The 21686-nt window shown below is 62.7% G+C and carries 16 protein-coding genes; 9 read left to right on the forward strand and 7 right to left on the reverse strand.

Annotated features, from left to right (window positions below):
• Positions 1 to 209 precede the first annotated feature (209 nt).
• Entirely contained in the window at positions 210 to 740 is a 531-nt protein-coding gene (gene gloA, locus ABEH28_RS03790; protein WP_192173618.1) for a lactoylglutathione lyase, read from the reverse strand.
• A gap of 200 nt (positions 741 to 940) precedes the next feature.
• On the opposite strand from gloA, the gene ABEH28_RS03795 reads away from it, so the two are divergent.
• The gene (locus tag ABEH28_RS03795) at positions 941 to 1444 is read left to right on the forward strand and encodes a DUF4946 domain-containing protein (RefSeq protein ID WP_346626139.1); all 504 of its coding nucleotides are present in this window, start codon (positions 941 to 943) and stop codon (positions 1442 to 1444) included.
• Positions 1445 to 1924: 480 nt separating this feature from the next.
• Here ABEH28_RS03795 and ABEH28_RS03800 read toward each other — a convergent pair whose 3' ends face one another.
• The 5 genes from ABEH28_RS03800 to mexE form a co-directional block, all read right to left on the reverse strand.
• A complete protein-coding gene (locus ABEH28_RS03800; protein WP_192173688.1) occupies positions 1925 to 2290 on the reverse strand; it encodes a histone-like nucleoid-structuring protein, MvaT/MvaU family in 366 nt (121 codons plus the stop codon).
• Between the two features lie 357 nt (positions 2291 to 2647).
• On the reverse strand, positions 2648 to 3745 hold the full coding sequence (locus ABEH28_RS03805) for a tetratricopeptide repeat protein (RefSeq protein ID WP_346625891.1): 1098 nt from the start codon (positions 3743 to 3745) through the stop codon (positions 2648 to 2650).
• 213 nt (positions 3746 to 3958) lie between these two features.
• A complete protein-coding gene (locus ABEH28_RS03810; RefSeq protein ID WP_346629166.1) occupies positions 3959 to 5356 on the reverse strand; it encodes a TolC family protein in 1398 nt (465 codons plus the stop codon).
• On the reverse strand, positions 5356 to 8547 hold the full coding sequence (locus ABEH28_RS03815) for an efflux RND transporter permease subunit (RefSeq protein ID WP_346629167.1): 3192 nt from the start codon (positions 8545 to 8547) through the stop codon (positions 5356 to 5358). The genes ABEH28_RS03810 and ABEH28_RS03815 overlap by 1 nt, the downstream gene beginning before the upstream one ends.
• 12 nt (positions 8548 to 8559) lie before the next feature.
• Positions 8560 to 9801 carry a multidrug efflux RND transporter periplasmic adaptor subunit MexE gene (mexE, locus tag ABEH28_RS03820; RefSeq protein WP_346625893.1) on the reverse strand — a complete coding sequence of 414 codons (1242 nt, stop codon included), beginning with the start codon at positions 9799 to 9801 and terminating at the stop codon, positions 8560 to 8562.
• Between the two features lie 291 nt (positions 9802 to 10092).
• On the opposite strand from mexE, the gene ABEH28_RS03825 reads away from it, so the two are divergent.
• Both ABEH28_RS03825 and ABEH28_RS03830 read left to right on the forward strand, forming a co-directional pair.
• Complete coding sequence (locus ABEH28_RS03825) at positions 10093 to 10407, forward strand: helix-turn-helix transcriptional regulator (protein WP_192173624.1); 315 nt, start codon at positions 10093 to 10095, stop codon at positions 10405 to 10407.
• Positions 10400 to 11662, forward strand: a complete 1263-nt coding sequence (locus ABEH28_RS03830) for a type II toxin-antitoxin system HipA family toxin (protein ID WP_346625894.1) — start codon at positions 10400 to 10402, stop codon at positions 11660 to 11662. The genes ABEH28_RS03825 and ABEH28_RS03830 overlap by 8 nt, the downstream gene beginning before the upstream one ends.
• A 199-nt stretch (positions 11663 to 11861) precedes the next feature.
• Here the strand turns inward: ABEH28_RS03830 and ABEH28_RS03835 are convergent, their stop codons facing one another.
• On the reverse strand, positions 11862 to 12593 hold the full coding sequence (locus ABEH28_RS03835; protein ID WP_346625895.1) for a class I SAM-dependent methyltransferase: 732 nt from the start codon (positions 12591 to 12593) through the stop codon (positions 11862 to 11864).
• Between the two features lie 325 nt (positions 12594 to 12918).
• On the opposite strand from ABEH28_RS03835, the gene ABEH28_RS03840 reads away from it, so the two are divergent.
• The 6 genes from ABEH28_RS03840 to ABEH28_RS03865 all read left to right on the forward strand — a co-directional run bounded on the left by ABEH28_RS03840 (position 12919) and on the right by ABEH28_RS03865 (position 21509).
• Positions 12919 to 14319 carry an LLM class flavin-dependent oxidoreductase gene (locus ABEH28_RS03840; protein ID WP_282373620.1) on the forward strand — a complete coding sequence of 467 codons (1401 nt, stop codon included), beginning with the start codon at positions 12919 to 12921 and terminating at the stop codon, positions 14317 to 14319.
• A 645-nt stretch (positions 14320 to 14964) separates the two neighbouring features.
• Entirely contained in the window at positions 14965 to 16650 is a 1686-nt protein-coding gene (locus tag ABEH28_RS03845) for an ABC transporter substrate-binding protein (RefSeq protein WP_346629168.1), read from the forward strand.
• Entirely contained in the window at positions 16647 to 17684 is a 1038-nt protein-coding gene (locus tag ABEH28_RS03850) for an ABC transporter permease (protein WP_346629169.1), read from the forward strand. The genes ABEH28_RS03845 and ABEH28_RS03850 overlap by 4 nt, the downstream gene beginning before the upstream one ends.
• A complete protein-coding gene (locus tag ABEH28_RS03855) occupies positions 17684 to 18547 on the forward strand; it encodes an ABC transporter permease (RefSeq protein ID WP_192173628.1) in 864 nt (287 codons plus the stop codon). Before ABEH28_RS03850 ends, ABEH28_RS03855 begins: the two co-directional genes overlap by 1 nt.
• Complete coding sequence (locus tag ABEH28_RS03860) at positions 18544 to 20274, forward strand: ABC transporter ATP-binding protein (RefSeq protein ID WP_346629170.1); 1731 nt, start codon at positions 18544 to 18546, stop codon at positions 20272 to 20274. Before ABEH28_RS03855 ends, ABEH28_RS03860 begins: the two co-directional genes overlap by 4 nt.
• A 26-nt stretch (positions 20275 to 20300) precedes the next feature.
• Positions 20301 to 21509, forward strand: coding sequence for an acyl-CoA dehydrogenase family protein (locus tag ABEH28_RS03865; protein WP_346629171.1), 1209 nt, complete (start codon positions 20301 to 20303; stop codon positions 21507 to 21509).
• Positions 21510 to 21686: the final 177 nt, after the last annotated feature.

Here is a 21686-nt window from a genome sequence, read left to right on the forward strand (position 1 = left end):
CTGCTTTTAGTGGGACCGGCTTCAGCCGGGAATAGGCAATTAGATCCTCTGCATCTTCAGCGGCAGAGACGCTGTCTTCGCGAGCACGCTCGCTCCCACCTGTTCATCGTCGACCCGTGATCTCGGCCACTCTGAGGAACGTGTGGGAGTGAGCTTGCTCGCGCATAGGCTTATTCCTGGCTAAAGCCAGTCCGACTCGCTAGACGCGATTACTCGCCCGATACCGGCGTCGGCTGGATGATTTCGACCCAGTAACCATCCGGGTCCTTGATGAAGGCCAGGCTTTTCATGCGGCCATCGGTCAGGCGTTTCTGGAAGTCCACGCCCAGTTCTTCGAAGCGCGCGCAGGCAGCCTTCACGTCCGGCACCGAGATGCAGATGTGACCGAAGCCGCGCGGGTCGGTGTTGCCGTTGTGGTAGGAAAACGCAGGGTCTTTTTCGGTGCCGTGGTTGTGGGTCAGTTCGAGCACGCCGGGGATGCCTTTCATCCAGACGTTGCGCGCAGCATCGTCCTGCGGAATCTGCGCTTTATCCACCAGCGCCAGGAAGTACAGGCTGAATTCCGCTTCCGGGAAGTCGCGCTTCTCTACCAGACTGAAGCCCAGCACGCGGGTGTAGAAATCCAGAGAAGCGGTGGCGTCCTTGACGCGCAACATGGTGTGGTTGAACACGAATTGTGCGGTCGAGGCGTCCGGGGTGGCCGTGACGCCGGGGAAGGTGTTCAGGTCGTGCAGACTCATGGTTGTCTCCGGGTTAACGCTAAAAAGTTGCGTAATGATACGGGCTCATGGCCGACGCGCCAAACCGAAGGCGCATAAAGCGCGGCTTTCGACTTGTGGGCGATGGATGACCGGCTCACACTTCGCGGCTCGACATTCAGGTACCGCCCATGCATCTCTCATTGCGCCCATGCGCCCGCGTTGCTTTCTGTTTCGTGCTAATGATTCCTGGCGTCGCCTCTTCGGCGGACGCCATGATCATCTGGCCCGAGGGCTGGGAAGTGGAAGCGCTGCCCCAACCGCCGGCGAGCGAGGGTCAGCCCGCCGTGCAAATACGACAGCGTGCGGTTAAAAACGATCAGAACGGTGATCCGGCCATGGTGGTCGAGCTGACCCAGACGCAGCTGCAGCCCGGTCACTCGGTCAACGTGCAGAGCGTACTGCTGGAAATGCGCAAGGCGGTGCAGGTCAATTTTGCGCGCGGTGGCTTCCAAAGCGTCTGCACACACATGAAGGACAGCACGCTGAGCGACATCCCCGCCATGGAGACCACGTGCACGATCACCCAGAACGGCAATCACGTCATGACCCAGACGCTGGTGGCGGCGGCCAGTCCGCAGTTGGCGTGGTCGTTGTCGTATGCCGGTTCGGCGGAAGGCTACGCGGCCCTTAAAGACGAAGTGTTGCAGATCAGGAATGGCCTGCGCCTGGGATCGGCGCCTTAGGTCGAGGCGGGGGGTTACACAAATCGCGGGCATAAAGAAGCCCGCCGAAGCGGGCATTGGGGCACTAATCCTTTAGTAGCCTCCATCCTGTACAAGCCGGTGTGAAAAAAATGTGAAGCATGCGAGCCGTTGGGCCGCAGAGGCGTAATTTATCTGTTGATGCGTGAAGGCTCATAGCCAGCTTTGCCGCGCACACTGGCCATACTTAGTGGAATTAACAAGCGGAAAATCATCGGCAATTGAGCATGCTATAAGCCTGCCGCCTATTGAAAGCGATATATCACACTAATACGAATCTGTTCAGCTAATTGTCAGGTTGAATATTCAACGCTGGTGCTACACCAGCACTCATTATCTAAACTGCCTAAGACTTCGCTCGCAATCAGCCGCGTTTAAAGCACTTGTTTCACTGCGATACCCTACACTTTCAGAGAAGCCCTGCGAGCAGAGCTTCTTCTCGACACTGCAAGGGATACAGGACTAGCGGCCGCGCAACCAGGAATCAACGGTTTCGGCACCGTATTGTATTTTCCAGTTTTTCAAACCGCGATGGTTGCCGCCTTTGGTCTCGATGACTTCACCGGTGTGGGGGTTTTGATAGACTTTGACGACCCGCGGGCGGCGGCGTTTCGGGGCCGCTGGCGCAAGGGTGGAAGCGCCGGTGTGAGGGTCGAGGATCGCGATGATGTCGCGCAAGGTCTTGTCATACGTGCTCATCAGGGCCTGCAGCTGCTGCTCGAACTCGATTTCCTTCTTCAGTCCGGCGTCGTTCTTCAGATACTCCAGCTGGGCCAGCTGCTCCTGAAGGGCTTTTTCTGCTGCGCGAAATTCGGCAAGTCTGGACAAAATGATACTCCGGCAATTAATGGCTGTTGTCAGCTCAATGCAAGCAACAATGCGAGTAACAAGGACGCGCATCTGGGTCTGCTGCTGTTGGTTTCACCACTTTCTACCGTGTCCTTGACATCAGGATCAGCCGTCGACACTAACTTCTTGAGGGTGAAGGTTGGTATCAATACGGGGTAGTTCAGTTGCGGCGCGAGTAAATAATGCACGTTTTTTACGCGTTGTAAAATAGGGGATGACTAATTGTTAACTGAAAGATCCCGGCGACGATATGCCGGTCTGACAAAAAAACAATAACAGTCGCAAACCGTTGTAAGTCATTTCTTATACTTTAGCGCTATCGGAAACTATGCCGTTCTAGAGCCCTTGCTGCAGCGCCGGATCGTCGGCGTTGAGCTGCTCCAGTTCAGCCAGCAGCACCTGCACTTTTTGCAGCTGCCCGGCCTCGGTCCAGTAGCGAATCAGCAGAATCCTCGCGCGACGGTCGGCGGGTGCGCGCTGAAGGATGTCCTCCAGCTGACGCTGCGCGGCTTCGAGCTGATCCAGATCGTGAAGCGCGACGGCGAGGTCGTAGCGGTAACCGGTGTTGTCCGGTTCCAGCTCAATGGCTCGGGTCAGCGGGAGCAGGGCGTATTCATTTTGTTTATGACGCAGCAGCCATTGGCCGAGTGCGTGTTGCGCCAGGGACGACTGGGGCTGTTTCTCCAGCCACTGGGCGAGCAACTGGCGCGAACGATCGGCCTGGCCCTGGCGGTCGAGCACCTGCACCAGCGCCAGCCCGGTCTCGAGGTTGTCCGGTTCCAGTTTTGCGGCCAGTTCCAGCGCATCGATCGCCTTTTGCGGGGTGCCGTTGTTGAGGTAGAGCTGCGCGAGCGCCAGCTGACGTTGCCCGCTCGGCGGCTGGGCGCTCAATGCCTGCTCATACTGTTGAGCCGCCTCCTGCAACGCGCCGTAATACAGGCCCAATTCATCCGGGCCCAACGGCAGCAAGGCGCGCACCGCACTGAAGCGCACCTCATCGTCGGCATCGTCCAGCAGCGGGCCGATCAGCGTGCTGCGTTGGTCCTCCGGCAGCATGGCCGACACCGTCTGGATGGCCGCCTGCTGAACCAGCGGCGCGGGGCGCTTGAGATCGCCGCGCAGAATTTTCAGCGCCTGGGGCCCCGGGTAATTGACCAGCTCGGCGAGCAGACCGGCACGGCGGATATCGGACAGGTCGGTTCGACTGAATTGCTGATACAGCACGCGCGCGGCGCCGGGCTTGCCGCCATGGGCCTGCTCCAGTGCTTCGGCGTAGCTGTGATTGACCTGCGGTGCGGCTGGAGGCGCGTGCCAGTTTCGCACCAGCATCGCCATGGCGATGATCAGCAGCAACAGCGCCAGCGCAATTGCCACCTGCCAGCGACGTCGAGCCTTGAGCTGGGCGGGTGTGCGCCGGGAAGACGATTCAGACATATCGGTTTCCGTGTGTGCGTGTGCAGCAGCTTCGGGGAGAGACCGCCGAGTGTCAAACGCTGTGGGGATGGATTCGGCCTCTGGGCGTTCACTCCGGATTCTTCAGTCCAGAAAAAAGCCCCGAACCTTGTGGGTCCGAGGCTGTTTCAGGGCGGCAAATCAGGGCTACAGAACGGCCGCCGGTTGAGCGATCCCGCTGTTCAACCTGTGACGTCAGGCATTCGGCTGCCAGCCACCGCCAAGGGCTTTGTAGATGGCAACGATGCCGCGGTACAGATCGATTTCAGCCAGGGCCTGGCTGTCTTCGGCGGCGAGACGTTCGCGTTCTGCGTCCAGCAGGACGAGGAAGTCCGCCGTGCCTTCGCGGTACTGGATGTTCGCCAGATTCGCTGCCGAACGGCTGGCTTCACTCTGCCGTACCAAGGACACCAGACGCTGCTGACGCTTGTCGTAGTCGCTGAAGGCGTTCTCGGTTTCTTCCAGGGCCAGCAGCACTTGTTGCTCGTAATTGGCCAGCGCGCCTTCGGCATCGGCGTTGGCGCCACGAATCCGCGCCCTCACGCTGCCCAGGTCAAAGGCCGCCCAGGTGATGCTCGGGCCGAGACCCCACGCCTGCGCCGCGCCGGAACCGATCTGCGAACCACGGCTGGCCGTGAAACCCAAGAAACCGCTGAGGCTGACCCGTGGGAACAGGTCGGCGGTCTGCACGCCAATTCGCGCGGTCTGCGCCGCCAGTTGCCGCTCGGCGCTGCGCACGTCCGGACGGTTTTCCAGCAGCTTGGTCGGATCACCGATCGGCAGGGTCTTGGAGATCGCCGGCAGTTTGGCCGGGGCGAGGGTCACGGTCATGGCGTCCGGACGTTCGCCGAGCAGGGTAGCGATGCGGTTGCGTTCGCGCACCTGTTCGGCCTGAAGCTGCGGAATGGTGGCTTCCACCGCCGCCAGACGCGCGTCGGAACGGACCACGTCGAGTTCATTGCCCACGCCTTCGTCACGCAACTGGGCGGTCACCCGGCGAGAGTCCTGCTGGTTTTTCAGGTTGTCCCGGGCAATGTTCTCGCGCAATTGGGCGCCACGCAGCTGACCGTAAGCGTCGACCAGCTCGGCGATCATCGTTACCTGCAACTGATAGAGGTTGGCCTCGGCAGCTTGTTGATCAGCGTCACTGGCTTCCAGCTCGCGCTGGATGCGGCCGAACAGGTCCAGCTCCCAAGCCATGTCCAGGCCCAGGTCGTAACGTTCCTGATTGACCCGGTGCTCGGTTTCACCCGGCACCTGAGCGCGGCCGACCTGGCTGCTGGCGCGGCTGGTCACCACCGGCATGGCGTCGTTGCTGATGTCGTCCCGGATCGCACGGGACGCTTTCAGACGGGCGAAGGCAACGCGCAACTCGCGGTTACCCTGCAGCGATTCGGCGACCAGCTTGTTCAGGGTCGGGTCGTCGAACTGCTGCCACCAGACGGTCTCTATGTGGCTGCGGTCGTAGGCCCGCTGGGTGGCGGCCTGAATGTTGGCCGCCGCGGTTTCCGGCTTCTTGTAGTCCGGGCCGACGGCGCAGGCCGCCAGCGCCAGTACCAGCAGGCTCGGCAGAAAGAGTTTTGCAGCCTTCATCAATGAGCCTCCGCAGCGTTGTTCTGGATGCGTTGCGCCTTGGCGGCCTTGCGAGCCTCTTTGCGTCCAACGTAGTTACGAATCAGTACATAGAACACCGGCGTCAACAGCAGACCGAAGAAGGTCACGCCGAGCATCCCGGAGAACACCGCCACGCCCATGGCATGACGCATTTCGGCACCGGCGCCGCTGGACAGCACCAGCGGAACCACGCCCATGATGAACGCGAAGGAGGTCATCAGGATCGGCCGCAGACGCAGACGGCAGGCTTCAAGCACAGCCTCCAGCGGGGTCTTGCCCTTGTCCTGCTCATCCTTGGCGAACTCGACGATCAGAATGGCGTTCTTGCACGCCAGGCCCACCAGTACGATCAGGCCGATCTGGGTGAAGATGTTGTTGTCGCTCCCGGCAATGATCACACCGGCAATGGCCGACAGCAGGGTCATCGGTACGATCAGGATCACCGCCAGCGGCAGGCTCCAGCTTTCATACAGCGCAGCCAGTACCAGGAACGCCAGCAGCACGCAGAGCGGGAAGACCAGCAGTGCCGTGTTGCCCGACAGGATCTGTTGGTAGGTCAGGTCGGTCCACTCGTAGGTCATGCCGTTGGGCAGTTCTTCCTTGAGCAGTTTTTCCATCGCCACCTGCGCCTGACCCGAGCTGAAACCCGGACCCGCCGCGCCGTTGATCTCGGCGGTGATGAAGCCGTTGTAGTGCATGACGCGGTCCGGTCCCGAGGTGTTGGTGACTTTCAGCAGCGTCGCCAGCGGGATCATCTCGCCGCGGTTGTTGCGCACTTTCAACTGACCGATCTGTTCAGCGTCCTGACGGAACTGCTGCTCGGCCTGCACGTTGACCTGATAGGTCCGGCCGAAACGGTTGAAGTCGTTGGCGTACAGCGAACCGAGGTAAACCTGCAGGGTGTCGAAGATGTCGCTGATCGGCACACCGAGGGTCTTGGCTTTTTCGCGGTCGATGGCGGCATCGACCTGGGGCACGTTCACCGTGTAGCTGGTGAACAGCGCGGCCAGTTCCGGCACGCTGCGGCTCTTGCCGATGATGTTCATCGTCTCTTTGTACAGCTCGTCGTAACCCAGGTTGCTACGGTCTTCGATCTGCAGACGGAAACCGCCGATCGTGCCCAGGCCCTGTACCGGCGGCGGCGGGAAGATCGCCATGTAGGCTTCTTGAATGCCCGCATATTTGCCGTTGAGGGCACCGGCGATGGCACCGGCCGACTGGTCGGCTGCCGTGCGATCTTCGAACGGCTTGAGCGTGACGAAGACGATGCCGGAGTTCGGGCTGTTGGTGAAACCGTTGATCGACAGGCCCGGGAAGGCCACGGCGCTTTCAACGCCCGGTTGCTTCAGCGCGATGTCGGACATGCGTTTGATCACGTCTTCGGTGCGGTCCAGGCTCGCGGCGTCCGGCAATTGCGCGAAGGCCACCAGGTACTGTTTATCCTGGGCCGGCACGAAACCGGTCGGCGTGGTGGAGAAACCCAGCCAGGTCATGACGATCAGGCCCGCGTACACCACCAGTGCCACACCGCTGACGCGAATCACCCGGCCCACCGTGCTCACATAACCGTTACTGGCCTTGACGAAGAACCGGTTGAACGGTCGGAACAGCCAGGCGCCGAACAGTTTGTCGAGGAAGCGCGAGAAGCCGTCCTTCGGCGCATCGTGAGCGCGCAGCAATACGGCAGCCAGGGCAGGCGACAGGGTCAGGGAGTTGAAGGCCGAGATCACCGTCGAGATGGCGATGGTCAACGCAAACTGTTTATAGAATTGCCCGGTCAGTCCGGAGATGAACGCCGCCGGAATGAACACCGCACACAGCACCAGCGCCGTGGCGATGATCGGGCCGGTCACTTCTCGCATCGCGATCTGTGTGGCCTCCATGGGTTCATGGCCCAGCTCGATGTTCCGCTCGACGTTTTCCACCACCACGATGGCGTCGTCCACGACGATACCGATCGCCAGTACCAGCCCGAACAGCGACAGCGCGTTGAGGGAGAAGCCGAACAGGTGCATGACCGCAAAGGTACCGATCAGCGACACCGGCACAGCAGCCAGCGGGATGATCGAAGCGCGCCAGGTCTGCAGGAACAGGATCACCACCAGTACAACGAGGATCAGCGCTTCGAACAGGGTGTGAACCACCGCCTCGATGGAGCCGCGCACGAAGATCGTCGGGTCATAGACGATGCTGTAGTCCATGCCTTCCGGGAAGTTCTTCTTCAGCAGTTCCATCTCGCCGCGCACTTCGTTGGAAATGTCGATGGCGTTGGAGCCTGGGCGCTGGAAGATCGGGATCGCCACCGCCGGCTGGTTGTTCAGCAATGAACGCAGCGCGTACTGGCTGGAGCCCAGTTCGACGCGAGCGATGTCTTTGACCCGGGTGATTTCGCCGTTGTCGCCGGCGCGAACGATGATGTTTTCGAACTCTTCTTCAGAAACCAGACGGCCCTGGGTGTTGATCGACATCTGGAAGCTGGTGGCGCTTGGGGAGGGCGGTGCGCCCAATTGACCGGCGGCGACCTGGCGGTTCTGCTCGCGAATGGCGTTCACCACGTCGGTCGCTGTGATGTTGCGCGAAGCGGTTTTGTTCGGATCGAGCCAGACACGCAGCGAGTAGTCGCCCATGCCGAACAGCTGCACGTCGCCGACACCGTTCAGGCGTGCCAGCTCATCCTTGATGTTGAGGACCGCGTAGTTGGACAGGTACAGCATGTCGTAGCGCTGATCCGGCGAGGTCAAGTGGACCACCATCGTCAGGTCAGGCGACGCCTTGTCCACGGTGATACCGATGCGCGTCACTTCTTCCGGCAGCTTCGGCTCGGTCCGGGTGACCCGGTTCTGCACCTGCACTTGCGCGGTGTCGAGGTTGGTCCCCAGCGCGAAGGTGATGGTCAGGGTCAGCTTGCCGTCGGCCGTGGCCTGGGAGGACATGTAGAGCATGTTCTCGACGCCGGTGATCGCCTGTTCCAGTGGCGCGGCGACGGTTTCGCCGATCACTTTCGGGTTGGCACCGGGGAAGTTGGCGCGCACGACAACGGTCGGCGGCACGACTTCGGGGTATTCGCTGATCGGCAGCTGGAACAGTGAGATCGCGCCGGCGATCAGGATCAGCAGCGAGAGCACCGCCGCGAAGATCGGTCGCGTGATAAAGAACTTGGAGAAATTCATCGTGTGTGTCCCTTAACCGCGTGGCGTGGCGGAAGCAGCCACCTTGGCGTCCAGCTTCGGCTGGGCCTTTGGCTGGTTACTGGCTTCGAGCGCCTGGCGTTGTTGTTGCAGTGCGGTGAGTGTTTCGGCGCTGGCCATCGGCGTGTCTTGCGGGTCAACCGGCGACCCCGGACGCACGCGCTGCAGACCGGTGACGACGATGCGGTCGTCTTTGCCCAGGCCGCTGCGCACGATGCGCAAGCCCTCAAGCTTCGGCCCCAGCTCGACGCTGCGGTAGATCGCCTTGTTGTCCTTGTCGACCACCAGCACGAATTTCTTGCCCAGGTCGGTGCCGACCGCTTCGTCCTTGATCAGCATGGCCGAGTAGGTGCCGCTGCCGACCAGCTTCAGGCGTGCGTACAGGCCCGGGGTGTATTCGCCCTTGCTGTTGTCGAACACGGCGCGGCCACGGATGGTGCCGGTGCGCGGATTGACTTGGTTGTCGACGAAGTTCATCTGACCCAGGTGCGGGTTTTCCGCTTCGTTTGACAGGCCCATGTACACCGGCGTGGTCGCGCCGCGCTTGCCGTCGCGGGCCAGCTGGTTGTACTTGAGGAACACGCGCTCGTCGGCGTCGAAGTAGGCGTAGACCTTGTCGGTTGATACCAGGCTGGTGAGGATGGTCTGGTCGGCGGTGACGATGTTGCCGGCGGTGATTTCGGCGCGGCTGACCCGGCCGGTGATCGGCGCAGTGACGCGGGTGAAGCTCAGGTTCAGGCGCGCCAGATCAAGCTGTGCCTGGATGGCGGCAACGGCCGCTTTGGATTCCTGGGCTGTGGTGGTGCGCGAATCGGCGAGTTCGGCGGAGATCGCGTTGTTGGTGCGCAGGCGTTCGCCACGCTGGGCTTCATTGGTGCTGCGCTGGGCAGCGGCCTTGGACTGCTGCAGTTGCGCTTCCAGACGATGCACTTCCGCTTCGAACGGGCGCGGGTCGATCTGGAACAGCAGGTCGCCTTTTTTCACCAGCTCGCCGTCAGTGAAAGCCACCGAATCGATCTGGCCTGAAACACGCGGGCGCACCTGAACGGTTTCCGGCGACTCGAGGCGGGCGGTGACTTCGTCCCACTCGTTGACCGGTTGCTCGATCACCTTGGCCACGTTGACCTTCGCCGCCGCCGGCGCAACGGTCGCTTCAGGCGTCCGGCCGCACGCGCTGATGACCACAAGGGTCAACGCGGCGAGGGGATAGCGCAAAGGAGTTAAAGACTGAAGCATGGGAGAATCCGCCGATGTTATTGAGATGGGCGGATAATGTTCTCGGGGGTGTTATTGCACGAATCGAATGACGCGAAGGTAACTATCAGTCGTAATGATGTTCGGCGTAATAAAAGGTCTGCAATCGATTTGTCGCACCGTCCTGATGCGCTTTAATATAAATCCATTATCTTGGGCCTTATGTGCGTTAAACGAAGATAAGCCCCATTAAAATGGATTTATGTAGGTTGAGCTTGAGGGTGGTCTGACTCATACTTGCTCGCGTCACAGGCACACAGGCCACTCACGCTCATGTTGGATTTAAGCTTCAGCAAGCCCGATGAAATCGTCGATCGCCTCTGCGCCCGGTTACGCGCCGAGCGCCTTGCGCTGCAGATGACCCAGGCCGACGTCGCCAGCCGCGCCGGCGTAGGCGTCAATACCGTTTCAAATCTCGAAGCCGGGCGCAATGTCAGCTTCGAAAATCTGGTGCGCGTGGCCATGGTCCTCGGCCGAACCAAGGAGCTGGAAGGGCTGTTCATGCCCAGGCTCGACAGCCTGGATGACATTCGCCGCTACGAGGCCGCTGCCGAGCGCCAACGTATAAGGAAGTCGGGCGATGCTTGAGCAGGTCGAGGTGTATTACAACGGCTGGGACGAGCGCTGGCTGTGGGGTACGTTAGTGTCGACGACGGCCATCACCGGGCGTCCGCAGATTGTTTTCGAGTACAGCGACGAGGCCCGGTCCAGGGGCCTGGAACTGTCGGGTTACACGCTGCCGCTGGAGGGTCCGCGCCTGCGCCGTGGCTTCGCCGCCCACCAACTCGGTCTGCCGGGGCCGGTCTATGACGCGTTGCCGGACGGCTGGGGCATGCTGCTGATGGACCGCTTGTTCAGGCGTCGCCAGCTCAATGCGGCGCGCATCGGACCGCTGGAGCGGCTGGCCTACATCGGGAATACGGCAATGGGCGCAATGTCGTTTGAGCCAGTCGCGCCCGAGGGACTGGAGCCCCAGGCCCATGTGCCCATCGAGTTGCTGGCCGCCGAGATTCTGGAAGTGGTCCAGGGTGACGGCGGAGAATTCCTGCACACGCTGATGCGGGTCGGCGGCTCGCCCCAGGGGGCGCGACCCAAGGCGCTGGTCTACCGCGATCCCGAAACAGGCGCCTTCACCACCGCCGCGACACCGGGTTTCGAAGCCTGGCTGATCAAGTTTCCGGCCAAAGGCGAACACGCCGAGGTCTGCGCTATCGAGATGGTCTATGCCCAGTGCCTGCGTCTGTGTGGCATCAATACGCCTGACACTCAGCATTTCATCTTGCCCGATGGCCTGGCGGCGTTCGCCAGCCGACGCTTCGACCGGATCCAGGGCAAGCGAGTGCCGATGCAAAGCCTCGCCGCGTTCACCGGCGCGGACTACACCTCGCCGGGATCGCTGGACTACGTCAACTTCCTGCGCGCGACGCAACTCTGCACCAACGACGTCCGCGAGAAAGCCATCGCCTTCGAGCGTGCCGTGTTCAATGTCGCGTTCAACAACCGCGACGATCATCCGAAGAATTTTGCCTACCTCATGTCGGCGTCCGGCACCTGGACACTGGCGCCGGCCTACGACGTGACCTTTTGCGAGGGGCCGGGGGGATATCACCAGATGGACGTGCTGGGTGAGGCGCTGTCGATTGAGCGTAAAGCGATGCTTCGGCTTGCCGATGAGGCCGAGGTGTCAGCGGAGAAAGCGGGCGGGATGATTGACGGGATTTGTGATGTGGCGACTCAGTTCGCCGCGATCGCCGAACAGACCAGCCCGGGGCTTATCACGCCGGAAACCCTGGCGATGCTTCAGGCACGGATTGATGAAAACGTCGCGTTATTGCGCGGATAAATAGTCCACTCGACATCAGCTGTCCGGTGTGAAGTCTGACGCTTTCCCGGCTGAAGCCGTTCCTGCCGGGACACGCGGTGCTTTTAGTGGGACCGGCTTCAGCCGGGAAGAGGCCGGCATGAACACCCTCACGTTTGCAGCGTGACCAGTGAATTCCCGGCATAAGTCGGTCCTGCCAGGTAGCCCCTTTAAAAGCCGATCACGAGCGCGTGGCCGCCACAATCAGCATCATCGGCCGGTGAATTTCGTCAGCCAGGGCGGGGCGGTCGATGAGGTCCTGGGCCGAAGGTCCCCATTCGTTGACATGGTTGAGGGTAAATCCGCTGGCGATGAGCAGGTTGAGCAGCGTGCCCATTGTGCGGTGTTGTTTGATGACCCCGGGACTCAGCCAGTCGGTGCTTCGCGGGCCTTCCACCTGGTAATGATCCACCGGCCAGACTTTGCGGCCCTGGGAGTCGACGACCCACTGCGGCTGGAAGGACGCCATGAACACCGGGTGCTCGATGGAAAACACCAGACGGCCACCGGGGATCAATGCGTCATGGATGCTGCGCAGCAACGCACCCAGGTCAACGATGTAATGAAACGCCAGCGAGCTGAACGCCAGGCTGAAACGCGCCAATGGGAGCTGCACATGCTCCAGGTCTTCCCGCCGGTAACTGATGCGTTCATGGTGGCCTGCTTCAATGGCCCGCTGCAGCATCATTTCCGAGAGGTCCAGTCCGAGCACGCTGCGTGCACCGTGCTCGGCTGCCCAGCGCGAAAACCAGCCGTAGCCGCAGCCCAGATCCAGCACGTCGTGGCCTTGCAGATCAGGGAGCAGCGCGCGTAATGCCGGCCATTCCGGCGCGCCGGCCAAGCCTTCGATGGAGCGAGACAGCTGGCTATAGCCCTCAAAGAAATGCGGGTTGTCGTAGATGTTCTGCGCCATATTTTCCTCACCTGTCCATTGCCCACATTCAACACGCCGGCAGCCGTCGACGCCATCCCCCTGATACACCGTCACGTCCGGCCGATTTTTCCACTCTAGCCGGGAACGACTATTCAACAGCGGTTAAACAGTCTGTGGCTGGGCAGACAGACTCGCATGTCCGGCGCCGTTATGGCCCGGTATTAAATGACCTTTTTCCAAGGCCTCACCCGCAGATCAGCCGTGGCATGTTCGCTGCATTGCACACAGGGAACACGCGGTATCAAAGGTCCGCAAAACGAGGCAAGCGCCGGATGAGCAGCGTATGAATAAAGGAGTCAGCGCAGTGCCCAAGCAACTGCATGTCAATCTGTTCGAAATGAACTGCGTCAGCCACATCGTCCACGGTTTATGGGTGCACCCGGACAACAACCGGCACCGCTTCAATGATCTGGACTACTGGACGGAGCTCGCCCAGTTGCTGGAATACGGCACCTTCGACGGGGTGTTTCTGGCGGACGTGATCGGCACGTACGATGCGTTTCGTGACGGTCCGGAAACGGCGTTGCGCGAAGCCATGCAGATCCCCAGCAACGACCCGCTGCTGGTGATTCCGGCCATGGCCGCCGTGACCAAAAACCTCGGATTCGGTGCGACGTTTTCCACCACCTACGAGCCGCCATTCGCCTTCGCCCGGCGCATGAGCACCCTCGACCATCTGACCAAGGGGCGGGTGGGCTGGAACATCGTCACCTCCTACCTGCCCAATGCCGCGCGCAACTTCGGCCACGACACGGAAGTGGTTCACGACCACCGCTACGAGATCGCCGACGAGTACCTGGACGTGCTGTACAAACTCTGGGAGGGCTCCTGGGACGACGACTCGGTGATCCAAGACCGTGAGCGGCGGATCTACACCGACCCGAGCAAAGTGCGCTACATCGATCACGTCGGGGAGCATTTCAAAGTCGCCGGCCCGCATCTCTGTCAGCCGTCGCGACAGCGCACACCGGTGCTGTACCAGGCCACCGGTTCGCCAGCAGGCATGGAGTTCGCCGGGCGGCATGCTGAAGTGGTGTTCACCGGCGGCATGGACACGGCGGCGGTGCGCGGGAATATCGAGGCCATGCGCCAAAAAGCCCTTGCTCACGAGCGTGATCCCGCCGGCCTGAAATTCATCGTCATGGCCGGCGTAATCGTGGGCCGCACCGATGCGGAGGTCAGCCAGAAGCTCGACGACTACCGCAAATTAATGAGCGTCGAGGCGTCACTGGCCCATGCACAAATGGCAGTGGACCTCACCGCGTACCCGCGCGACACGCTGATCAGCGAGCTGATCGAACGCGAGGTCAAAGGCTGGCAAAGCCTATCCCGCTTCAAACCCCACCTGCGGGTGGGTGACGTACTCGGTCAGCTGGAAGGTTTCAACCGCGAACGCTTCTTTGTGGCTGGCACACCGACGGTGGTCGCTGACGAAATCGAAAAATGGCTCGACGTCGATGGCATCGACGGCATCAACTTGCGCCAGTACCTGTCCTTTGAAACGGCCCGCGACTTCATCGAACTGGTCATCCCGGAATTGCGCCGCCGGGGTCGTTTCCGTGAGTCCTACACCGAAGGCGAAACCCTGCGCGAACGCCTCTTCGGCGCGGGGCAGTCACGCCTGCCCAACGACCACTTCGGCGCCCGCTACCGCGACCCGGCCGCATTGAGTCACCCGGCGAAGCCGTTGCGGTTTCCGGGGTGACCGTTCCATGCGCGCCCCGAGTGAATCGGATACCGCATTCGCGAGCAAGCTCGCTCCCACAAAAGCAGCGCTGCGTCCCGAAAAATACCGGCGCCTGAACTGGCCTCTTCCTGGCTAAAGCCAGTCCTACAAAAGCACGCGTACAGTCAGTGGGACCGGCTTCAGCCGGGAAGCCGTTGATCTGCTCTTGATCTTGATCTTCAAACACAAAAGGTCCAGACACCGCCAATCGCGACTTGGGTGCAGGCTGAACGCAGGTTTCGCGGATTGGGCCGAGCGGCATGGATGCCGCGAGAGCCGCCCCCCGCCATGGATGGCGGATGGCGGCGGGCCCACGGAGCGAGACCGGAGTGAAGGAACCCTGAGGAACGAAGGGCCCAACCAGGAGCAAGCACCCTTGGTTACTTGGGGTGCTTTTCCAAGTAACTCGCCGAAGGCGAAACGGTCTGCCCCCAGGCAGACGCTTTTGATCTTGATCTCGCGGCGCAGCCAAAAAAAGAGCCGAGCTGTTGCCCCACCAACACCCGCCACACAAATTGCCCCGCCAGCAACCCGAAACCCGCCTGACACACCGCATTTACCGCTGGAAAAACCCGGCATGCCTTGTGCAATGACCCTGATCCCGGACCAAAGGCATCAGGACCCATGCGAGAACGCGCCCCCACATTGCGACTGCCCGACCCTCGGCCCCGGTCGTGGACCCAACCCACCGCCATCCTCGGCGTGGCCACCCTCTGCAGCCTCATGCTCGGCTGCGGACAAAGCACCTCCACCGTCACCCGCAGCGAACAACCCGTCAAAGGCGGCACACTCGTCTATGCCACCGACCGCGAACCGACCTGCCTCGACCCCCACGTCGCCGGCGACATGCCCCAAGTGTTCATCGGCCAACAGTACCTCGACTCACTCGTCTCCATGGACGCCGAAGGCCGCATCGGCCCCTGGCTTGCGAAAAGCTGGGAAATCTCCGACGACGGCCTGACCTACACCTTCCACCTGCGCAACGACGTGCACTTTACCGACGGCACCCCGTTCAACGCAGCCGCGGTCAAAGCCAACCTCGACCACATGGCCAATCCCAAAACCCAGTCCAGTACAGCGGGCGGCTACATTCGCCAATACCGCAGCACCGACGTGATCGACGCCGACACCGCCGTCGTCCACCTCGCGACGCCCTATGCCGCCTTCCTCGAAGTGCTCGCACAGGGCTTCCTCGGCATCGAATCCCCGACGGCCCTTCAGCGCCCCCGTGACACCAACTGCGAAAGCCCGGTCGGCAGCGGCCCCTTCAAAATCGTTCGCTGGGACCGCCAGAGCCAGGTCGAACTGGTGCGCAACCCCGACTACAACTGGGCGCCGCCCACCGCCAAACATCAGGGCCCGGCCTGGCTGGACCGCGTGGTCTGGAAATTCATCCAGGAGCCCTCGGTGCGCTTCGCCTCGCTGCAGGCCGGTGAAGTTGACGTCATCGAGGCGCTGCCCCCGGAATCCCATGAAGCGGCCCGACGCAATCCCGACCTGCAACTGATCATCGCCCAGCGCCCCGGCAACCCCACCAACGGCACGCTGAACATCACCCGCGCGCCGTTCAACGACCTCAAGGTGCGCGAAGCGTTCGTGCGCAGCGCCGACATCGATGGCGCCCTGAAAAGTGTGTACTTCAATGAATTCCCTCGCGCAGGCGGACCCTTGAGCCCGGCCACCCGCTTCTACAGCCCGGACTTCCAGCACGCCCAGGATTACGACCCTGCCAGGGCTGCACAACTGCTCGATCAGGCCGGCTGGACCCAACGGGACAGCGACGGCTATCGGACGAAGGAGGGCAAGCGCCTGCAAGTTCACGTGGTCATGGGCAACCGCACGCCACCCTCCGAATACACCCTATGGGAACAGGTCCAGGCGACCACGCGGCGAGCCGGCTTCGAGCTGATCATCGACCAGATGAGCGACGTGCAGGCGACCAAGCGCCAGGCCGATTGGGACTACGACATTCGCCTCGGCTACTGGAACACCAACACCGCCGACGTACTGCGCATCATCTTCGGCAGCGAGTTCATTCGTCCCGCAGGGGTGGGTGGCTACCACCAGAACACCGCCGGCTTCAGCGACCCGGCGTTCGACTCGCTGGTGCAGCAGGCCCTCGCCACCCAGGACGCCGAGCAGCGGCGGGCGCTGTATTACAAGGCGCAACAGATTGCCTCCCGCCAATACCTGCAACTGACCACGTACCCGCAGAGCACTCGACTGGGCATCTACAAAACCACCCAGGGCGTGCGGCTGGAAACCTCGCTGGCGGTGACTTACCTCTATGACGCATGGGTGAACAAATGACCAATACAGCGTCGAGCAACGGGCTGACCAACGCGCTGGACAACAACCCTGAGGCCGCCCCTCAGACGCCGTCCGCGAACCCGCGTCGCGAGCGATTGCAGCGGCTGGGCAAGCGCGCGTTGTGGCGCCTGGCGGGCGGGATTCTGGTGCTGTGGGCGGTCGCGACATTGACCTTCTTCGCCTTGCGCCTGATGCCCGGCGATCCGGTGCTGGCGATCCTCGGTGGACCGAGTGGCAACCCGACCGCCGAAACCATCGCCGAGGCCACCCGCGAATACGGCCTGGATAAACCGCTGGCCGTGCAATACGCGCTGTACCTCGGGCGGCTGGTGCAAGGTGATCTGGGGATGTCCTATTCCCAGCATCTGCCGGTGACCCGCGTGCTCGCCGAGCAATCCTGGCCGACGCTGGAACTGACCTTCACCTCCCTGGCGCTGGCGTGGCTGCTGGTGCTGGCGTTGACGGTGCTCACCGCCGGGCGCCGCCGCTGGGTTAGCACCCTCGCGTCGCTGGTAGAAACGGTATCCGCCGCGCTGCCGCATTTCTGGCTGGGGATTCTGCTGCTGGCCGTGTTCGCGTTTGGCTTGCGGCTGTTTCCGCCGGCGGGCAGTGACGGCTGGCGGACACTGGTGCTGCCGTCTTTCGCATTGGCGATTCCGCTGGCCGGTTTCATCGCCCAGGTCACCCGCGAATCCCTGGACCTGACCCTTGAACAACCCTTCGTGTTGACCGCCAGAACCCGCGGGCTGAGCGACTTCAACGTGCGCTTCAAACACGCGCTGCGTCATGCCGTGCTGCCGGGCATCTCGCTGTCAGGCTGGGCCATCGGCGCGCTGATCAGCGGCGCCGTGGTGATCGAGGTGATCTTCTCCCGCAAGGGCCTCGGACGTCAGTTGTACCAGGCCGTGCAAGCCCAGGACCTGCCGCTGACCATCGGCATCAGCCTGGTGGTGGCCGCCGGTTATGTGCTGGCCAACATTCTGGTCGACCTGCTTTACCAATGGGTCGACCCTCGCCAACAGGAGAACCCGTGATGAGCGACCTGATTCTCGACACGCCGCTGCCCGCGATTCGGGTCCAGCGCACGCCGCGCACCTGGCGAATCGGCCCGTCGCTGGCCCTGGCCTTTTTGCTGCTGGTCATCCTCGCCGCCCTGGCGCCACAGTGGTTCGCCCACAGCGATCCGCTGGCGATCGTGCCGCGCGATGCGTTTCATCCACCGGGCTGGGCGCACTGGTTCGGCACCGACCAATCGGGGCGGGACATTTTTTCCCGAGTGATCTACGGCACGCGCCAGTCGCTGTTCATCGGCCTGGCAGCGACCGCCATTGCCATTAGCATCGCCATCGTTCTCGGCCTGCTCGGCGGATTGGGTGGCGCACGGGTCGACCGCGCCGTGGGCTGGGTGCTTGAAATGCTGTTTGCCTTTCCCAGTCTGATTCTGGCGCTGCTGTTCGTGGCGATTTTTGGCAGCGGCATCGGCCCGCTCATCGTTGCCACCGGTCTGGGCGGCGCCCCCGGTTATGCGCGCATGGTCCGCGGCCAGGTGCTGGCGGTGCGCAATGCCGGCTACATCGAATCGGCGAAGGCCCTCGGCCATCCACCACTGCGCATCATCACCCGGCAACTATTGCCCAACGCCATGCGGCCGCTGATCGTGACCCTGACCATGGGCGTCGGTCAGGCCATCGTCTGGGCGTCGGCGCTGAGCTTCCTCGGCCTCGGCGCGCGTCCACCGGCGCCGGAATGGGGAACCATGTTGTCGATGGGCCGCGACTTTATCGCCAACGCGTGGTGGCTGACGTTTTTCCCCGGCTTGTTCATCGTCCTCACCACGCTGTCGACCACGGTCGCCGGTCGTTACCTGCAACAACGTCTGGAGGGCCGACTGTCATGAGCGAGCCGAAACGTTTGATCGTCGAAGGCCTGTCCATCGAATTCGCCGGGCAGTCGGTGGTGCGTGATCTGTCGTTCACCCTGGAACCGGGCAAGACTCTCGCGCTGGTCGGCGAATCCGGCTCGGGCAAGAGCGTGACGGCGCGCAGCCTGATCGGCCTGGCGGGCGAGGGCGCGCGGGTCACGGCGCGCCGGCTGAGTTATGCCGGACGTGATCTGCTGGCGCTGTCGGAGCGCGGATGGCGTGACTTGCGCGGCCGGGAAATCGGTTTCGTGCTGCAGGATGCGCTGGTGTCCCTGGACCCGTTGCGCCCGGTGGGCAAGGAGATTCTCGAAGTGCTGCAGACCCATGGCTGGGGCCATCGCGTCAGCCGGGGCGAGCGGGTTATCGAATTGCTGGAGACCGTCGGCGTGCCCGAGCCACGGCTGCGCGCACGGCAGCGGCCTGACCAGCTTTCCGGAGGATTACGTCAGCGCGCGCTGATTGCCAGTGCCTTGGCGATGAATCCCGGACTGGTGATTGCCGACGAGCCGACCACCGCGCTGGACGCCACGGTGCAGGCGCAGATCCTCGACGTCCTGCAACATATCCGCCAACGCGGCGACTCGCTGTTGATCATCAGCCATGACCTGGCCGTGGTTGCGCAGCTGGCCGATGAGGTGCTGGTGCTGCGCCACGGCGAAGTGGTCGAGCAGGGGCCGATGGAGCAAGTGCTGCGCAACCCGCGTCATGCCTACACCCGCTCATTGCTGGATGCCGTGCCCGCCGAACATGCGCGCGGGACGCGGCTTTCATCGGCGCAGGGTGGGTCGGGGCAGGGTGCGTCAGCGCTGCAGGCTCGGGCGGGGGTGGATTCTCCGGTGTTGCTCAAGGCTACCGGGCTGGGCAAGCGCTACGTCGGCCCCGATCAACAGGTGCGGCAGGTCGTCGATGGCGTCAGCTTCGAGCTGCGTGCGGGCCGCACCCTAGGCATCGTCGGCGAGTCCGGTTCCGGCAAGACCACTGTGGCGCGCATTGTGCTGGGCCTGTTGGAGCCCGATGCCGGCGCGGTGCAGTTTCTCAATGTGCCGTGGACGGGGGCGGGCAGCGGGCGCGTCGAGGAGAAAACCCGGCGCCTGCATCGGCGCGACATCAGCGTGATTTATCAAGACCCCCTCAGCTCGTTCGACCCACGCTGGAGCGTCGGCCAGATTCTCGCCGACGCCCTGGATGTGGCCGGCATGCCGTTCGAGCAACAGCGCGCGCGGATTGCCCAGCTGCTTCATGAAGTTCGTCTTCCGGTTGAGCTGTCGAGCCGTCGGCCGTTGCAGTTGTCCGGCGGACAGCGTCAGCGCGTGGCCATCGCCCGGGCCATCGCCAGCAACCCGAAAGTGATCATCTGCGACGAGCCTGTCTCGGCGCTGGACGTGTCCGTCCAGGCCCAGGTGCTCGATCTGCTGGCGGATCTTCAGGCGTCGCTGGGCCTGGCGTATCTATTCATTTCCCATGATCTGGGGGTGATTCGCCACGTCAGCGATGAAGTGCTGGTCATGCGTCACGGCCAGGTGGTGGAGCGCGCGCCGGTCGAGACGCTCTTCGACAGCCCCCGACACGAATACACCCGACGCCTGCTGGGTGCGGTTCCGCGTCTGCCCGGTACCGGCGCCACACTGGTGGTGCCGCCGCTGGAACCGGAAAGCGCGGTGCTGCTGTTTGATGAATCCCGGCTGTGGAAAATCGCCATTTAGGTTCGAATTCAGAACAAGGATCTGCCATGAGTACGTTGTCTGCTGTACCCAAACCTGCGGTCGTCACCGTCGCAGAACTCAACGCGCGACTGGACCGCCTGCTGCCGGACATCGCCGCAGGGGCGGCCCGGCGCGAACGTGATCGGCAATTGCCCTATGAGGCCGTCGCGCAGATTGCCAAGGCTGGTGTGTTCACTGCGCGCATTCCCGTGCGCTTTGGTGGCGCCGAGGCGACGGTCAGGGAAGTCATCGCGCTGCTGATCCGCATCGCGTCCGCTGATTCCAACGTGGCCCAGGCGTTGCGCCCCGGATTCGGCTTCGTCGAAGGCCTGCTGGCCTCCCGGGCTGAAGACGCCGAGGCTGAGCGCGAGCGCTGGTTTGCCCGCTACCTGCAGGGCGCGGTGGTGGGCAATGCCGGCTGGGAAGTGGGCGGCGTCAACGGCGCGATCAGCGCGCGTATCGTCCGCGATGGCGACGATTACCGGGCGAGCGGCAGCAAGTATTACAGCACCGGTTCGCTGTACGCCGACTGGGTCAGCGCGGTGGCGCTGGATGAGAACGATCAGCCGGTGTCATTCATCCTGCCTCGCGACCGTCAGGGCCTGGAGTTGGTCGATGACTTCGACGCCATGGGCCAACGCCTGACGGCCAGTGGCACCACGCATTTGCACGATGTGCAGGTCAAGGCGGAGGAGATTCGCACCCGCACGGTGGAGGAGGGCAAACGCACCATCGTTACGCCGTTTCTGCAGGTGTTCCTGGCGGCGGTCAACGCCGGCATCGCGCGCAATGCCTTGAACGACGCGGTCAGTTTCGCCCGGGACCACGCGCGGCCGATCAAGCACAGCACGGCAACGCGCTCGGTGGATGACCCTTACGTCGAGCTTAGCGTCGGCGACATTGCGGCCCGCGCCTTTACGGCGGAAGCGGTGGTATTGCACGCCGCCGCCTCGATCGACCGGGCGTGGGCCGCCGAGCTGGACGCGGTGGCGGTGGATCAAGCCGCCGTTGATGTGGCTCAGGCGCAGTACATGGCTGCCGAGTCAGCCTTGAAAGCTGCAGAGCTGGTGTTCGATGTAGGCGGTGCTTCGACGACGGGGCGGGCGCACAATCTGGATCGTCACTGGCGCAACGCGCGCACGGTGTCCAATCACAATCCGCGGCAGTGGAAGGCGGCGGCGGTGGGGGCCTGGCAGCTCAAGGGGACACCGCCGCCGACGTCCGGGTTGTTTTAAAGGCGGTAAACGCGAGATCAAGATCAAGATCCAGATCTTTAAGATCAAGAGCGTCTGCCTGGGGGCAGACTGTTTCGCCTTCGGCGAGTTACTTGATAAAGCCCCAAGTAACCAAGGGCTTGTGCTCCTGGTTGGGCCCTTCCTTCGTCAGGGTTCCTTCACTCCGGTCTCGCTCCG

This window comes from Pseudomonas sp. Ps21-P2 (genome assembly GCF_039672565.1).
Taxonomy (GTDB): Bacteria; Pseudomonadota; Gammaproteobacteria; order Pseudomonadales; family Pseudomonadaceae; genus Aquipseudomonas.

What these genes read in the sequence shown, in the direction of transcription:
- ABEH28_RS03825 (WP_192173624.1), top strand. Translation starts at nt 10,093, where the DNA reads ATGTTGGATTTAAGCTTCAGCAAGCCCGATGAAATCGTCGATCGCCTC.
- gloA (WP_192173618.1), bottom strand. Translation starts at nt 740, where the DNA reads ATGAGTCTGCACGACCTGAACACCTTCCCCGGCGTCACGGCCACCCCG.
- ABEH28_RS03855 (WP_192173628.1), top strand. Translation starts at nt 17,684, where the DNA reads ATGAGCGACCTGATTCTCGACACGCCGCTGCCCGCGATTCGGGTCCAG.
- ABEH28_RS03805 (WP_346625891.1), bottom strand. Translation starts at nt 3,745, where the DNA reads ATGTCTGAATCGTCTTCCCGGCGCACACCCGCCCAGCTCAAGGCTCGA.
- ABEH28_RS03830 (WP_346625894.1), top strand. Translation starts at nt 10,400, where the DNA reads ATGCTTGAGCAGGTCGAGGTGTATTACAACGGCTGGGACGAGCGCTGG.
- ABEH28_RS03795 (WP_346626139.1), top strand. Translation starts at nt 941, where the DNA reads ATGATTCCTGGCGTCGCCTCTTCGGCGGACGCCATGATCATCTGGCCC.
- mexE (WP_346625893.1), bottom strand. Translation starts at nt 9,801, where the DNA reads ATGCTTCAGTCTTTAACTCCTTTGCGCTATCCCCTCGCCGCGTTGACC.
- ABEH28_RS03845 (WP_346629168.1), top strand. Translation starts at nt 14,965, where the DNA reads ATGCGAGAACGCGCCCCCACATTGCGACTGCCCGACCCTCGGCCCCGG.
- ABEH28_RS03815 (WP_346629167.1), bottom strand. Translation starts at nt 8,547, where the DNA reads ATGAATTTCTCCAAGTTCTTTATCACGCGACCGATCTTCGCGGCGGTG.
- ABEH28_RS03850 (WP_346629169.1), top strand. Translation starts at nt 16,647, where the DNA reads ATGACCAATACAGCGTCGAGCAACGGGCTGACCAACGCGCTGGACAAC.
- ABEH28_RS03835 (WP_346625895.1), bottom strand. Translation starts at nt 12,593, where the DNA reads ATGGCGCAGAACATCTACGACAACCCGCATTTCTTTGAGGGCTATAGC.
- ABEH28_RS03860 (WP_346629170.1), top strand. Translation starts at nt 18,544, where the DNA reads ATGAGCGAGCCGAAACGTTTGATCGTCGAAGGCCTGTCCATCGAATTC.
- ABEH28_RS03810 (WP_346629166.1), bottom strand. Translation starts at nt 5,356, where the DNA reads ATGAAGGCTGCAAAACTCTTTCTGCCGAGCCTGCTGGTACTGGCGCTG.
- ABEH28_RS03865 (WP_346629171.1), top strand. Translation starts at nt 20,301, where the DNA reads ATGAGTACGTTGTCTGCTGTACCCAAACCTGCGGTCGTCACCGTCGCA.